This is a genomic window from Haladaptatus sp. QDMS2 (genome assembly GCF_029338295.1).
Classification (GTDB): Archaea; Halobacteriota; Halobacteria; order Halobacteriales; family Halococcaceae; genus QDMS2.
Map to the genome: position 1 here is coordinate 2,747,352 of NZ_CP119791.1, position 14,877 is coordinate 2,762,228.

Here is a 14,877-nt window from a genome sequence, read left to right on the forward strand (position 1 = left end):
AGCGCGAAACCGCCGTTAGTGAAGGGTTGAAGCATCGTGCTCGCGTGGCAAGCGTATGGACGAACTCATCGTCTCGGCCGAGTGGGTCGCCGAGCGACTGGGCGACATCGCCGTCGTGGACGTGCGCGACGCCTGGGAATTCGACGGCATCGGGCACATCCCGGGCGCCGTGAACGTTCCCTTCGACAGCTTTCGCGACGAGGACGGCGGCGACGAGGGGATGCTCCCCGGAGCGGACGCATTCTCGCGATTGATGCAGGAAGCAGGCATCGCCCGTGGCGACCACATCGTCGCCTACGACGACACCCACGGCGTCTTTGCCGCTCGATTTCTCGTGACTGCGCAGCTCTACGGTCACGACCCGGCGAAGTTGCACCTCCTCTCGGGTGACTTCAGTTCGTGGCAACTCGAACACGAGACGACGAGCGAAGGGGCAGAGCGCGAGCCGAGCAACTACGAAGCCACGATTCCCGACGACCGCCCGCTCATCGGGGCTGACGAAGTGGCCGCCGCAATCGGCACGGACACCGTCATCGTGGACACCCGCGAGCAGTCGGAGTTCGAGGAAGGGCACATCGAAGGTGCAGTCCAGTTCGACTGGCGAGAACTCGTCGACGACGAGACGCGCGGCATTCTCGCGCCCGACGAGGCAACGGAGATTCTTGAATCAAAAGACATCGTTCCCGAGAAATCGGTCATTCTCTACTGCAACACCGCTCGGCGCATCAGTCACACCTACCTCGTTCTCCGGTGGCTCGGCTTTTCCGACATCTCGTTCTACGAAGGGAGTCTCACCGAGTGGGAACGTCGCGGCATGACGATTGAAACGGGGAGCTAAAACTGCGCGTCGAACAGAGAACTAAAACAGCGTTCCGCGACGCATCTGGCGGTCACTGAGCAGGTCCAGCGCTTCGACGAGCAACGCGATGACGAGCGGCCCGGCGATGAAGCCCATGACACCGACGCTGAGGATGCCACCGACGAATCCGACGAAGTAGAGGCTTCCCGGGAGGTCCGCAGACCACTCGGCGAGTCGGGGGCGAATGAGCGCGTCGGGGACGAACGCGATGACGATTAATCCGAGGACGAGAACGGCCACCGCGGCGTCGATTTCTCCGATACTCACCTGATAGCCCGCGAGTCCAATCACCAGAATGCTCGGGCCGACGATGGGGATGAACTGGAGGATGCCGGCGATGACGGCGAGTGCGAAAAACGACTCGTAGCCGAGCAGGAAAAACACGGCGAGCGCGAGGACGAACGTCCCGAGGGCGGTGGCCGCCTGCAGGACGTAAATCGCGAACAGCGTGTCCCGGATGCGCTCGTGAATCGCCATCACGATGTCGTGATAGTCGCGAGGGATAGGGCGGAAAATCGCCGCCCCGACACCGCGTGGCTCGAGCAGGATGGCGAACACGAGGAAGGTGAACAGTGCCGCCTTGAGCGCGAGGACGGGTGCGGCTTGCACCCCCGAGATGGCGAGGTCAGTCAGTGTATCGTTCGCGTAGGTGATGGCGTCGTCCGTCTGGAGCGTGTAGAAAAACCCGCTGTAGCGAATCGTGATTTCCGGCGGCAGATTCTGGATGAAGTCTACGAACTGATTACGACGAAGGTAGAGGACGATGCCCACGGGCGCGAGCAACGCGGCCACCCCGAGAAAGGCGAAGATGGTGGCAACCGCACTGGCGTAGCGCGGTTTCAGGTGGTACGTGACGAGCCACTCACGGACGGGAAAGAGGACGTACGCCACAGTGGTTGCGAAAAAGACAGTCGCGAGAACGTCGACCAGCAAGGCAGCCGTGAGCAGCGTAAAGAACACAACCAACCCGACGAGGACGTACTGACGCTGGCCAGGTGAGGACACAGCCTACCACTCTGCGCGCAACTGACAAAATACTTGCCACGATTGCGACGGGTGTCACCGTAATATCGAGCGAGTGCGGTGACGAATCCGGCAACTTTCCAGTCGAAATGAAGGGGTTCGAGGCGGTGACGCGGTGAAAATCAGCAGCTCAACAGAACGGAACTGGCCACTCAGGGGGCAACGCCCACGGTGAGCAACGTGCCGAGTTCGCGGTATCGCTCGACCATGTCCGCGCGGGTTTCGAACCCTTCGTGCGGGAAGGCGTCCTCGTCCGGAATCTCGACGTCCCAGTCGCCGATGTGGTCCTGCTCTGCGACGTAGAGCCCCGCGTTGCGGAACGCATCGCGGTACTGCTCGCGCGTCCAGCGCGTCATCTCGACGGAGATGTTGTCCTGCCACTTGTGGGAGTGGACGTTCTCCTCGTAGTAGTTCACCGCACAGTAGAACGTGCCGCCGGGTGCGAGGACCCGGGCGATCTCTCGGAGCGTCTTGTGCGGGTCTGTGGCGTAGTAAAACGCCTCCATCGTCCAGACGTGGTCGATGCTGTCGTCGGCGAACGGCAGGTCGTTGAAGTCACCGACGACGTAGCCCGAATCGAGGTTTTCGGTGTAACTGCGGGCGTTTTTCGCCATCTCCGGCGAGCCGTCGAGGCCGTAGGTTCGACCCGCGTCTTTCGTCTCACGGAGGGCGCGGACGGCGTAGCCGCTTCCCGTCCCGAGGTCGAGAATCGTGTCGCCCGGTTCGACCGGCATCCGAGCGAGTGCGTGTTTCGCCGTGTGCCAGTGGCGGTCTTCCATCCCTTTGTCGCGGCCGTCGGTGGCCCAGGCGTCGAACTCCTGGCGAATGCTCATGCGTGGACAGATGAAGTCGGCCACCAAAACGGATTCGACGTGTTTCTGCCCGGAGCTACTCGACCCACCCCGCCCGGGCGTTTATCCTGCTCGACCTCCGAGAAGGCGTATGGTCGGTAAGAAGCGTCGGTACGCCCTCGCTGATTCGGCGCAACAGGTAGTCGGCGGGTTCCTGCTCGCAGGCCCCTTCGTCGTCACCGAAGAGGTCTGGGTACTCGCACGGAACATGACAGTCTGGCACGGGCTCGTGACCCTCGCGCTCGTCTTCGCCATCGGCTACGGTGCGCTGTACAAGGCGGACGACGGCCGCGACCCGGACCGCGAGGCCGACGTGGGTGGCATTCCCATTCGCTTCGTTTCGCTCATGGCCGTCGCCTTCGGCTCGGTCATCATCCTCGCTATCGCCTTCGCCGCCCCACAGACGTTCCTCTCTGACCTCGCAACAACGGCCCGCTACGAAGTGACGGCAAAAGCCGTCTCCGTCGGAGCCATCTTCAGCGTCGTTGGGGCGGCGACCGCGGACAGCGTGTTCTGAGTACCATCCGTAGCATGCTTCTGGCCGCTCCTGTCACGTCGAGCACACCCGCAGGCTTAAGGTATCGCCGACCGCTCTTTCGCCATATGGATTACGCCCTCGCGATCGAGAACACGCCAGACTCCATCCCGGGCGGCACCGGCCTCCTGCTCGTCCACCCGAGCACCGGGGAGACCGACCGCATCGACACCGATTTTCTCAACACCGACACCGACTACATCCTCGTCATCTCCACGCGCACCACCGCGCGTGAGGTCGAACAAAAACTCGAATACTACGGCGTAGACCGGGGAAAGACCGAAATTCTGGACGCGCTCTCGATCGAACGCGGCTACTCCCGACGAAGTGGCAAGGGCATCCACTACGTCTCCTCACCCGACGACTTGGAAGGAATCGTCCGGGCGACCCGCAAGTTTCTCGAACGCCACAAAGGCTCGAAACTCCGCGTCAGCGTCGATTCGGTCACCGAGATGGCCTACTACGCCGACGAAGAACGCGCCAGAGAAGCGGTCGTCGAACTCCTCGAACTGCTCGACGAACACGACGCCGTTGGCCTGTTCCACCTCGCAGAAGAGGTTCACGACGAATCCGTCGTCACCAACTATCGCGACCTGTTCGACGCAATCATCACGCTCGACGAAGACGGCAACGTCTCGAGCGAGTTCTGAGCGACAGACGGCGAGCGGATTTTCGAAACGTCGGTTACGACGAGCGGTCGGCTCTGCTGTAGGAAAGCGCATTGTTGACTCGAAACTGCACTGTTGACTCGAAAACGCCTCGTCGCCTCAAGGAACCCTCGTCGTCTCGAAGAATCTACGCTTCGCGCAACCGCTCGAAGGTCTTTTCTGCCCACTTCACTGCGTAGGGAGCGCCGTGTTCGCGGTAGGCCTGCGTGTCAAGTGCACCGAAGGGCGCTGGCAGTTCCAATCCGTGTTTCACCGCGCTACAGGCGTACTCGGTCGCGGCGGCGAAGTCCGTCTTCCCGAGGGCGACGTCCCGTGTGAGGTTCGAAAGCCGGGGTTCCATCCGGACGCCGGCGTCCTGCCACGCGTCGAAGAGGTCGGGATGAGTGTCCTGCCACGAGGCGAACACGTCTCGCGTCTGGAGACCAAGGTAGGCGTCGTAGAGGGCGGCCGCTATCTGGTAGGTATCGACCGGTCCGAGCGCGAGTGCGTCGTCGAGGTCACGGTAGGCGTCCCCGAAGAAGGGTAAGAAGTGCTCGGGTTCACCCGTCCCGAGTTCGACGAACGCTTCGGCGATGAGGAAATCGATGAACGCCTTCGGCGACCCCTGCGTTCGGGCTTTCACGAACACGAGCGGCGGGGTCGTCTGTCGTGTCCAGACGACGCTACCGTCCCCGGGCATTCCGATGGTGAAAGTGTTACTCGCGTATTGTGTGAGCAACTGCGGGGCGTCCTCGGGCAGCCATTCGGCTGGATACGAGGTCGGCGAGAGCGAGTCGACGAGCAGTCCGAGACTCTCTGCCTGGTCCGGTGGGAGCGTCTCGAAGTCGGTCTCCGTGTCGAGTACTATCGCTCCGGGTGCGTGTTCGTCACGGACCGCCGCGAGCGCCTCAGAGAGGTCACGCGCGTCGAACATCACGCAGCGAGCGCGAGGCTCGCGATGATAGCGAGCGCGAGCAGTGCTGAAACGCCGACGGTAGTGACCACAATCTTGGTTGCCTGACTCATACCGCGTCTGTTTCCGTGCGAGCGGTTAAAACCTTCAGTTCGCGGCGACGGAGGAGCGGGGAGACAGTTTTGAGAGGCGCGAACGGAGAAACGCGAGCGGTTCGTGTCGAGCTTTGAAGAGATAGGGGAGGAGTTCGACTGGAAACGAACGGTTTGAGAGCAGGGAAAAGCTCGCTAGAAACAGCGGGAACGTGGGGAAGAGAAGTTCGACTGGAGACGGGTTACTTCTCTTCGTCGCGGCCGCCAATCCAGGTTTCCGGGACCTCGATGATGTACCGACCGTTTTCCTGGAGTGCGATGATGTACTCATCGCGGTCGTAGAGCTCCATGAGGTTGAGTTCGTACTGGCCGGGTTCGAGGATTTTGATGCTCTCGAACTGGTCGTTCAGTTCCTCGCGGAGTTCCTCCATCGACGGACGTTCCGCTTTCGGGCTGCCGACGACGCGGCCTTCTGCTGGGGGATTCTTCTCCGGTTTCGCCGGGAGTTCGTCCGGGCTCACCATCTCGCCGCGGGCGCTCGCCTGTGCGCGGTCCTCGCGGTCGACCTCGGATTCGGCCGGTGGTTCAGCGGGCGCTTCGATGATGGAATCGTCGTCGGCCTGTGCCACGGGTCGAGCGGCGTCGGCTGCCCCCGACGCGGAGGCAGGAGGTGTTTCGTCTCGACGCACCCAGTCGCGCACTTTCGTGGTGGCCTTGCCGACCGACTGCGTTACGGAGGACTCGCGCTCCGGTGGCTGTTCCTCCGGGTCGGGAGTTGACCCAGAGGGATAGAACTGGAACTTGTTCCCGCCACAGTCCGGACAGCCCGAAAGCATCTCCTTCGACCCGTCACTGAACTCGTGACCGCAGGACGTACACTGGTGTGGCATTATTGCCGAGTGACGAGGGCGCTGATGAGGTTCTCGTCTTTGTGGAGTGTTTCGATACGGTTCGCCGGCCCGATGACCGTGAGTTTCGCCGTCGAGCGACGACCCATGAGGCGGTCGAGGAGACTGCCGTCCGAGGCATCCTGCTTCGGATAGGTCTCGATTTCGATGCCGTTGAACTCGTCTGGGCTAATCTCGCTCATCGTGACCTCGATGAGTTTCGACTCCTCTGACGGTGAGAGCCCTTCCTCGAGAATCACGATGTTTCCCGCGTGAACGCCGTCTAAGATGGTTCTGATTTTCTCCATGCTGGTGAGCCTGTCCATCCGCTCGCCGCTGAACAGGTCGATTTGCACGCCATCTTTGTTTGTTGCTTCTGCCATACCTAATCACCCGAAGTAGTCCGAAATCTTGTCGTACACTTCGTCCATGTTTTCGCCCTCGAGCGCCGAGAGTGGAATCGTCTCGTGTTGAGGGAACGCATTGCGAATGCGCTGGACGTTCGATCCGTCGAGATCCGTCTTGTTCGCGAGGATGAGCACCGGGAGCTTCTGACTCTCGATGATGCCGATGAGCATCGTGTTCACCTGCGTGAACGGGTCCGTGGAACTGTCGAGGACGTAGATGACGCCATCGACGTCCTCGCGGAGCCAGTGCATGGCCTCTGCGACGCCTTCCGTGGCCTCGCGGGAGCGACGAACCGCGTCGTCCTTCTCCATGTCGTGCTCTAAGAATTCCTTGTAATCGACCTTCGTCGTGACACCCGGCGTGTCGACGATGTCGATGGTGACGGACTTCCCGTTGCGCTTGATTTCGACGTTCTCTTTTCTGCGTGCTCGGCGCGTCTCGTGTGGAATGTGACTCTCCGGGCCGATAGCGTCGCCAGTCCAGTCGCGAGCGATGCGATTGGCGAGCGTCGTCTTACCCGCGTTCGGCGGTCCGTAGATGCCAATGCGCTTCGGCTCGGAGCCGGAGAACAACTTATCGGTGACCCGTGAGATACTATCTCGTAGTTCGGCGAAAATGCCCATTTTGTTACTCGTGTTTCCTTTTTTGAATCATTGTGTCGGAGTGTTCCCAGTCTGTACACAGGACCACGGCGAATATACCCATCCTATTCTCCCGCTCCCCTGGAATATGTCGTTGGCAAGGGTGCTTCTGAACATAGAAGCACCCTGAATTCACTTAAGCGTGCGTCAGACATGTGTCTGGATTTATAGACAACCCACGAACGTTGGCCTCAAGGGTGTTTCGGTGCCGTAGACGAGCGAGACTGTGAAACCGAACCCGAGTCCATGAGGGAAACGGATGCAGAAAGGTGAATGGGTGATGGTCGAAGGAAAGGGAGAGTGTGGTGGGGAGGAAGGATGGGTTTGTGGAGAGGGAGCAATGGTAGAGAGAGCGTGGTGATGGGGAAAGACGGGGTTGGGAAGGAAGGACGGGATTGTAGAGGGAAAGACGGGATTGTAGAGAAAGAGCGTGGTGTAACTCCAGTTGAAATGGAGGGGTTGTGAGGGAGGGGATTCGCTCGATTTCAACTGCGAGGGCAGATGAGACGGTCAATTTATTCGTCGGTAGAGATGGGCAACCGGAAGACTGGCGTTCCACTTGAACCGGTCGGCTGGGCGCGATATATTGATGATTGTTCATTTAGATTATGGGGTCGGGTCGGGAGAAGAGGCGAGAACAGGGCTCTCCCAGGAGATATCGAATAGTTACGAAACGTGAGAGAACGGAGGACGGGGAAGGAGCCCCCCACCCCCTTGTTTCGAGTCGAGAGGGGAGAAAGAGAGGGGGTGGGGAGCTGCCGCTTACCCTTATTTCAGCCCTAGAACCACCAAAACCATTACCGCGAGGTCTACTACGGTTATGGTTGGGGCATCTATCATATAAAGATACCTCTTTTGATAGACCTCTCCTCACACCCCCTCCCCCTCCTTTTCTCCGTTCCACCGGAAACAAAGGGGTGGGGGGCACCCCTTCTCTCATATCCACTCCTTCTCTCACCAGCTTCCCCTCGTGACGCGCCATTCACAGAAACCACGACGCTCCAGCCTCCTTCCCTGTCTCCAGACTGCCCGTCCAATTCTCACCTAGAGGTTCCTCTAGCAAAGACCATTCTGAACCTTTCCTTCTAGTGCAAACTAGTACCACTAGAGGAATTCTGTGCTTGCGACCCCTCCGCTTCCAGTCGAACCTTCCGCTGTTCCCGAGATCTCCCGGTGATTTCCTTGCGCGCGGTCTCACCTGTTCGTGGGTTCAGTTCGCCGCCGTCCCTCCATATTTGCGGCAATATTCCCACCACTGTTGGACAACCCCTTCGTTTCCACTGGAACGGTTAGTGCAGACTACTTGGTCCCTCTGTAGATCAGTGGTCCCTCTGTGGATTAGTGTCCCTCAGGGCTCAGAGATTCCTCTGGGAGTCCTATTTGGGAAAGTTTGTGGATCCTGTAAGGGAAATCCTGTTCGGGAGATGCCGAACGCTCGGTGCGAAGCGAAGAACCTGAAAGCGATGCGCAACTCGTCCTTCCCAGAAGGTCAAATTCGGATAGGACCCGCTGAACGAGGATAGGACCCGCTGAACGAGGATAGGACCCGCTGAACGAGGTCGACTCGATCGAGTGAATTCGAATTGCGATAGAATTCAATTTGACATGAAACCCGATTCGACACGAACGGTGAACCCGAGACACTCTGGTTCGAGTTGAAACCCCACTCCTCACGACGGCTTGCATCGTGACTGCTGGTCCAATCGAAACTATCCGGACGAGTGAGGGTTCGAGACTGTCGATTCCACGTGAATCTCGGCGGAAAATCTATCTGTGAAGCACAACATTTAATAGAATCTCTACCTCTGGTTCGTGTGCATCAAGTGGACAGACGGCCGCACACCCAATGGCCTGCAGGAAGGATTCTAGGGCCGTTCCGGGGCTCTCCTCCCGGCTGCCGTGCCTGTTCCACCCGAAAGATAGGGGATATCATCGATGGAACCTGACGACACCCACACGGATGGCGGAACCGAAGAGACGAACGCGGCGACAGAGTTCGACGTGGACTTAGACGAAGTCGTCCTCGACGAACACGGGCTCGAAGACCCCGAAGAAGCGTCGCAAGGTCTCTTCGACGACCTCCTGAGTGGCGAGCCCATCTTCGAGAACAAGGAGGTTCTTCGACCGTCCTACACTCCGCACAAGCTCCCCCACCGCGTCGAACAAATCAACAACATGGCGACGATTCTCGTCGCGGCACTCCGTGGCGAGACTCCCTCTAACATTCTCATCTACGGCAAGACGGGAACTGGAAAGACGGCGAGTGCAAAGTTCGTCTCCAAGGAACTCGAAACCACCTCACAGAAGTACGAGGTGCCCTGTGAGGTCGAGTACATCAACTGCGAGGTGACGGACACCCAGTATCGCGTGCTCGCCCAACTCGCGAACAAGTTCATCGAGAAAAACGAGCAGGTCATCGAAGACAAACTTTCCCGCTTCGAATCCCTTCGCGAGCGCGCAACAGAGAATCCCGCTGCACTCGAAGAGACGAACTTTTCGACGCTCGAGGAACTCGACGACCGAGTCGAAACCCTCGAAGACGACCTGGCGTCGTTCGAACCGGTCCCGATGACCGGATGGCCGACCGACCGGGTGTACAGCACCTTCTTCGAGGCCGTCGATTACCACGAGCGCGTGGTCGTCATCATGCTCGACGAAATCGACAAACTCGTCGAGAAATCCGGCGACGACACTCTCTACAATCTCTCGCGAATGAACTCCGAACTCTCTAACTCTCGCATCTCCATCATCGGCATCTCCAACGACCTCAAGTTCACCGACTTCCTCGATCCGCGGGTCAAATCGTCGCTCGGCGAGGAGGAAATCGTCTTCCCGCCGTACGACGCGAATCAACTTCGCGACATCCTCCAGCACCGCGCCGACGTCTCGTTTAAACCCGACTCGCTCTCTGACGACGTGATTCCGCTGTGTGCTGCCTTCGCCGCGCAAGAACACGGCGACGCCCGTCGCGCGCTCGACCTGCTCAGAACGGCGGGCGAACTCGCAGAGCGCGACCAGACCGACCGCGTCGAAGAGAAACACGTCCGTAAGGCCCAGGATAAAATCGAACTCGACCGCGTCGTCGAGGTCGTCCGCACCCTTCCAACCCAATCGAAACTGGTGCTCTTTTCGACCATCATGTTGGAGAAAAACGGCGTCCACAACATCAACACGGGCGAGGTGTACAACATCTACAAACGACTCTGTGGCGAAATCGACGCCGATATCCTCACCCAGCGTCGGGTCACCGACCTCATCAGCGAACTCGACATGCTCGGCATCGTGAACGCCGTCGTCGTCAGCAAGGGCCGCTACGGCCGGACGAAGGAAATCAGCCTCTCGGTCCCCATCGACGAAACCGAGGCCGTCCTCCTCTCGGATTCGCGACTCAGCGAAATCGGCGACGTTCAGCCGTTCGTTCAGGCCCGCTTCGATAACTGACAAAACACAATCAGTTATTGGACTGTCGTATCGTAATTCGTTCTCGTCGGTGACTTCATCGCTCATACCTTCTGTTTTCCCGGATTGGACTGACGTGTGGCGGGAAACTGTTTTGTCACTCCTCGGTGAAGTCTCATCCATGAGCATCATCGTCGGGGCGCTCCTCCCAGACCCGTACTACGAGCGCATCGAGTCCGTCTGGGCGGACATCGAAGCGGAGTTCGGGGCAAACGGAATCCACAATCCGTTTCCGCATTTTACCCAGTACGGGGTCACCGAACCCGCGACGGTCCCGGTCGTCGAGTCGGCCCTCGAAGCGGTGGTAGCTCGCCACGACCCGGTCACGGTTCGAACCGACGGTATCGGCATCTTCCCCGGTAACACGTTCTACATTCCCGTAACGCAGTCGAGAGCGCTCGCGCAGCTCCACGAAGACGTGGTCGATGACGTCTCGCGACTCGGCGATGCACCCTCATCGTACTACGAACCAGGAAGCTGGTTCCCGCACGTTGGCCTCGCCATCCAGATTCCCGACGCAAACACGGGCGACCTGGCGTCGTTTCTCCTCGACTACGACTTTTCGTGGGAATTCGATATCGAGACGCTTGCAGTCATGGCGTGGCAACCGGAGGATGCAACATTCACGCTCGAAACGACCCATTCGCTCAGCGCAGGCTGATGCAGAAAAATCGACCCGAAGCGTTTCTCAGGCGGCGATCCGTGGTCGGCCGAACAGCACCATGCCACCGAGGACAGTGAACGTCTGAGAGACCCATAGTCTGATGTTACCGAGAATCGGAATGCGGAACTCTGCGGTTCCGATGACCCACGCTGGCTTGACTGGGTTCTGATTGCCGACCTGGTCGTAGATGCTGTTTGCGTCACCTTTGGTTACGAATCCCTCGTTCGGGGCCGGACAGTGGGCGAGTTCCTGGCAATTGTCTGCCCCCTGCATGTAGTCGGGGTTGGCCTTGTCGTACCAGTTTTCGCTCTCGTTTACGTAGAACATCGCCCGGTGGATGATGGGGGTCGTTCGATCATTGCCATTCGGTTGGAACACGATGACGTCACCCGGATTGTTGAACTTCGTGTACTCGGTTTGCTGGCCGATTGCGTAGGTGACGACGCCGGTGTCCTGATAATTTTCTGCCGCCGCGAACCGGTGTTCCTCCATGACGAAGACGAGGTCGCCGGTCATCATGTTCGGCTCCATGCTGCCGCTTTCGACGGCGACCATCGGCGGCCAGATGCCGCTCACGGCGAACAGAAGTAAGCCGACGAGGACGACGGCCCCGACGCTCACGAGGAGTTCACGTGCGTAGGCGACAGCACCGTGGTCGGTCGTCGCGAGCCATTTCAACCACCCTACTAGCCCCGTCGGGTTATCGTCGGGCCGGTCACCCGGGACACTCATTGACGGCCCTTCGCAGGGGGGTCGTTTCAACGTTTGGCTTTGGTTCGCTATACTTTTGCCACTCCCCGAAGACACTCGGATGTGCCACTCGAGAGTGACGCCCGCGTCGTCAGCGAACTCGTCAGTCGTGGATTCAACGCAGAACGCGAGGCTGTCACCCTCATCGCTGGTGCAGCGGACCCCGCACAGACGCTCGAGCGCGTTCTCTCCCAATTGCCGGAGAACGCGCTCGTGGTCACCGCCGCCCACGTTCGGTCAACCCTCGACGAGACGGACCCCTCTACTTCAACTGCAGATGTCACACCAGAAACAGTGGCAAAGACTGATACAACTCCAGTAGAAACGTCCCCAGAATCGTTCGAACGGACGGTAGACCGAGCGCTCCGTTCGCTCCAGATTGCGAACGACATGACCGGTGAGAGTACCGGAACGGGCCGATACGAGGACTTCGTCGCGGTGTTTCGCGACCGGTACGAGCGACTCTCTTCGAAACTGCGTTCCCGCGTGAACCATCGCACGACGCGGGCGCTCAAATCGATGCCTGGAAACAGCGAGGCTGGTATCATCGGGATGGTCAGTGACGTTCGGTCGACGGCGAACGGCCACTGGATAATCGAACTCGAAGACACGAACGGTGTGTTCCCGTGTCTCGTGATGAAAGACCGGCCGCTTGCGGACCTCGTAGACGAGATTTTACTCGACGAGGTCATCGCTGTGGACGGGACGCTTTCGGACGACGCCGGTATCCTGTTCGTCGAGTCGCTCTACTTCCCGGACATCCCACGAACCCACAAACCGACGACCGCTGACCGTCACGTGCAGGCGGCGCTCATCAGCGACGTGCACGTCGGCAGCCAGGAGTTCATGGCCGACGCGTGGAGCGATTTTGCCCACTGGCTCCACACCGAGGAGGCGGAGCACGTGGAGTACATGTGCATCGCAGGCGACATGGTGGAGGGTGTCGGTATCTACCCGAACCAGGACGAGGAACTCACCATCATCGACATCTACGACCAGTACGAGGAGTTCAACGAGTACCTGAAAGAGGTGCCTGGCGACATGGACATCGTCATGATTCCAGGCAACCACGACGCGGTGCGCCTCGCAGAACCACAACCCGGCTTTTCGGACGAACTGCGCGACATCATGAGCGCACACGACGCGAAAATCGCCTCGAACCCTTCGGTCGTGACGCTCGAGGGCGTCTCCATTCTGATGTACCACGGCGTTTCACTCGACGAGGTCATCGCCGAACTCCCCGCCGACAAGGCCAGTTACGAAGAGCCACACAAGGCGATGTACCAGCTGCTCAAAAAGCGCCACGTCGCGCCCCAGTATGGCGGTCACACCCGTGTCGCACCCGAAGAGAAGGACTATCTCGTCATCGACGAGGTGCCGGACATTTTCCACACTGGGCACGTCCACAAACTCGGCTACGGGATGTACCACAACGTGCTGGCGCTCAACAGCGGGTGCTGGCAGGCTCAGACGGATTTCCAGAAGAGCGTGAACATCGACCCGGATTCGGGCTTCGCGCCCATCGTCGACCTCGACACGCTGGAGATGACGATTCGCTCGTTCAGCTAGGGTCTTTGCGGAACCTCACGGTCGGCGTGGTGCCGAATCGCGGCCCCGACCCGACGCGGGCAAAGCCCACGCTGTCTGCGGCGTCGAGAATCGGTGCCTCGTCCTCTGGAACCAGTAATTCGACGCTCATTCGCTCTTTCGAGGCGAAACGGAGGGGTTCGTCGAGCAGCCGTTTCGCCACCTTCGTCTCGCCTGAAAGCTGCGTCACGTACACCGTTCGGTGCTCTGCGTCGAAACTCACGAAGCCGATGATGTCGCCTTTCGTCTCCGCGACGCGCACACTCCGGTCGTGGATGAGATTCCGCATCACGTCGCTCGGAGAACCGGTCATCTCGGCCAGTGTGCCCGCGTCGTCTTCAACGGCATCCCGCACGTCCATAGCCTCCCCTTGGCGGGCATTAGAGTTAAATCCCTGACCCGGATGGTTCTTGTCGCTTCCATTCCTAACAGTGTCATGGTGGATGATAGCACTGGACAAGAAGGGCCGGACGTGGTACGATGTGACTTCTGTCGGCACCCGATACCGGAGGAACCGGTTCTGGCCAGTGACGAGGCGGTAGACTACCAGTTCTGCTCGCTTGCGTGCCGAGACGCGCTCGAAACCAGCGAATTCGTCTTCACGGAGTACCACGGCTTCATGTGGTTCGACCCGGGCGTCTCGGCGCTCGAACAGAGCCTTCCGCAGGGAGCGCCACGGAACGCCTTCGTCCTCCTGAGTGGACCCGCCGGAACCCGCGACCGGGCGCTGCAAGCCGAACTCGTCTGGCGCACCCTCCGCCGGGGTGAATCGGCGGTCATCGTAACGTTTCAAGAGCCGCCCGGCTCGCTCGTCCAGCAGTTTCTCACCTTCGACTGGAACGTCCTCCCCTACTTAGAGCGCGACCAGTTGCACATCCTCGACTGTTTCACCTACCGCCTCTCGACGCGAGAGCGGATGTACGAGCGGCTGAACGAGTGGAACCAGCACCTCTACCGCGTCGCCCAGGGAGCGACGACGACGATTCGCGACCCGACGGACATCGACGAGGTGACGAATAAACTCGACAACTGCCTCGAGAACCACCACATCGTCGATTCGGGGATGGTGCTCATCGACTCGCTCACCGAGTTCGGGGCGCTCGTCCAGCCGGTGCGGGCCTACGACTTCGTCCGCACCATCAGGGCGGACGTGTGCAAAGGGCGGTTCGTTCCCGTCTACGCCGGCGCGACCGTCGTCACCGAAGAATCGCTCTTCCCCCACGACCTCGAATACGTCGTCGATGGGGTCATCGACCTCCGGCTCACCGAATCACTCGTTCCGGATACGCTGCTCAAACAGATTCGCATCCGCAAGATGAAGGGCGTCCTCGTCATCCCCGAGTGGCACACCTACGAGTACACCTCTGGCCTCGGAATGGTCACCTTCGACCCAGAAGAGGAGCAACGAAAGAGCGAGCGCCGTGAGGAAGAAACTGAACAATCGGCCGAATCGGCCGGTTCGAACGACGATACAGCAGCAGAACTTCCAGACGATGGGACGGAAATGTAACAGACGGCAATCATTCGGAGGATGAACAACGTTATCTCACGGGACTCATAA

General features: G+C 59.7%; 15 protein-coding genes. 7 read left to right on the forward strand and 8 right to left on the reverse strand.

Translation table 11 applies throughout. The features are described 5' to 3' along the window. The first annotated feature begins 55 nt into the window (after positions 1–55). The gene (locus P1M51_RS14960) at positions 56–838 is read left to right on the forward strand and encodes a sulfurtransferase (RefSeq protein ID WP_276245966.1); all 783 of its coding nucleotides are present in this window, start codon (positions 56–58) and stop codon (positions 836–838) included. Between the two features lie 21 nt (positions 839–859). Here P1M51_RS14960 and P1M51_RS14965 read toward each other — a convergent pair whose 3' ends face one another. Further along, positions 860–1,864 (reverse strand): AI-2E family transporter, encoded by a 1,005-nt coding sequence (locus P1M51_RS14965; RefSeq protein WP_276245967.1) that lies wholly within the window; start codon positions 1,862–1,864, stop codon positions 860–862. A 170-nt stretch (positions 1,865–2,034) separates the two neighbouring features. Then, the gene (locus tag P1M51_RS14970) at positions 2,035–2,715 is read right to left on the reverse strand and encodes a class I SAM-dependent methyltransferase (protein WP_276245968.1); all 681 of its coding nucleotides are present in this window, start codon (positions 2,713–2,715) and stop codon (positions 2,035–2,037) included. A gap of 109 nt (positions 2,716–2,824) precedes the next feature. Here P1M51_RS14970 and P1M51_RS14975 point away from each other — a divergent pair, with 109 nt between their 5' ends. Next, complete coding sequence (locus P1M51_RS14975; protein WP_276245969.1) at positions 2,825–3,250, forward strand: DUF2391 family protein; 426 nt, start codon at positions 2,825–2,827, stop codon at positions 3,248–3,250. Positions 3,251–3,336: 86 nt separating this feature from the next. Continuing rightward, positions 3,337–3,918 carry an ATPase domain-containing protein gene (locus tag P1M51_RS14980; RefSeq protein ID WP_276245970.1) on the forward strand — a complete coding sequence of 194 codons (582 nt, stop codon included), beginning with the start codon at positions 3,337–3,339 and terminating at the stop codon, positions 3,916–3,918. Between the two features lie 145 nt (positions 3,919–4,063). On the opposite strand, the gene P1M51_RS14985 is transcribed toward P1M51_RS14980, so the two are convergent. From P1M51_RS14985 to P1M51_RS15000, 4 genes are all read right to left on the reverse strand, one after another. Continuing rightward, positions 4,064–4,849, reverse strand: coding sequence for a hypothetical protein (locus P1M51_RS14985; RefSeq protein ID WP_276245971.1), 786 nt, complete (start codon positions 4,847–4,849; stop codon positions 4,064–4,066). A 313-nt stretch (positions 4,850–5,162) separates the two neighbouring features. Continuing rightward, positions 5,163–5,810 carry a Zn-ribbon containing protein gene (locus tag P1M51_RS14990; RefSeq protein WP_276245972.1) on the reverse strand — a complete coding sequence of 216 codons (648 nt, stop codon included), beginning with the start codon at positions 5,808–5,810 and terminating at the stop codon, positions 5,163–5,165. Beyond that, positions 5,810–6,190 carry a DUF2073 domain-containing protein gene (locus P1M51_RS14995; protein WP_276245973.1) on the reverse strand — a complete coding sequence of 127 codons (381 nt, stop codon included), beginning with the start codon at positions 6,188–6,190 and terminating at the stop codon, positions 5,810–5,812. Before P1M51_RS14995 ends, P1M51_RS14990 begins: the two co-directional genes overlap by 1 nt. 6 nt (positions 6,191–6,196) lie before the next feature. After that, a complete protein-coding gene (locus P1M51_RS15000) occupies positions 6,197–6,838 on the reverse strand; it encodes an Era-like GTP-binding protein (RefSeq protein WP_276245974.1) in 642 nt (213 codons plus the stop codon). 1,953 nt (positions 6,839–8,791) lie between these two features. Between P1M51_RS15000 and P1M51_RS15005 the strand changes: the two genes are divergently transcribed. Both P1M51_RS15005 and P1M51_RS15010 read left to right on the forward strand, forming a co-directional pair. Next, positions 8,792–10,297 (forward strand): Cdc6/Cdc18 family protein, encoded by a 1,506-nt coding sequence (locus P1M51_RS15005; RefSeq protein WP_276245975.1) that lies wholly within the window; start codon positions 8,792–8,794, stop codon positions 10,295–10,297. 139 nt (positions 10,298–10,436) lie between these two features. Then, complete coding sequence (locus P1M51_RS15010; protein ID WP_276245976.1) at positions 10,437–10,976, forward strand: 2'-5' RNA ligase family protein; 540 nt, start codon at positions 10,437–10,439, stop codon at positions 10,974–10,976. A gap of 27 nt (positions 10,977–11,003) precedes the next feature. On the opposite strand, the gene P1M51_RS15015 is transcribed toward P1M51_RS15010, so the two are convergent. After that, positions 11,004–11,711, reverse strand: coding sequence for a S26 family signal peptidase (locus tag P1M51_RS15015; protein ID WP_276245977.1), 708 nt, complete (start codon positions 11,709–11,711; stop codon positions 11,004–11,006). Between the two features lie 81 nt (positions 11,712–11,792). Between P1M51_RS15015 and P1M51_RS15020 the strand changes: the two genes are divergently transcribed. Next, the gene (locus P1M51_RS15020) at positions 11,793–13,298 is read left to right on the forward strand and encodes a DNA-directed DNA polymerase II small subunit (protein WP_276245978.1); all 1,506 of its coding nucleotides are present in this window, start codon (positions 11,793–11,795) and stop codon (positions 13,296–13,298) included. Here P1M51_RS15020 and P1M51_RS15025 read toward each other — a convergent pair. Next, on the reverse strand, positions 13,291–13,677 hold the full coding sequence (locus tag P1M51_RS15025; protein WP_276245979.1) for a hypothetical protein: 387 nt from the start codon (positions 13,675–13,677) through the stop codon (positions 13,291–13,293). The two genes, P1M51_RS15020 and P1M51_RS15025, sit on opposite strands and share 8 nt — an antisense overlap. 75 nt (positions 13,678–13,752) lie before the next feature. Here P1M51_RS15025 and P1M51_RS15030 point away from each other — a divergent pair, with 75 nt between their 5' ends. Continuing rightward, on the forward strand, positions 13,753–14,826 hold the full coding sequence (locus tag P1M51_RS15030) for an RAD55 family ATPase (RefSeq protein ID WP_276245980.1): 1,074 nt from the start codon (positions 13,753–13,755) through the stop codon (positions 14,824–14,826). The last annotated feature ends 51 nt before the right edge of the window (positions 14,827–14,877 follow it).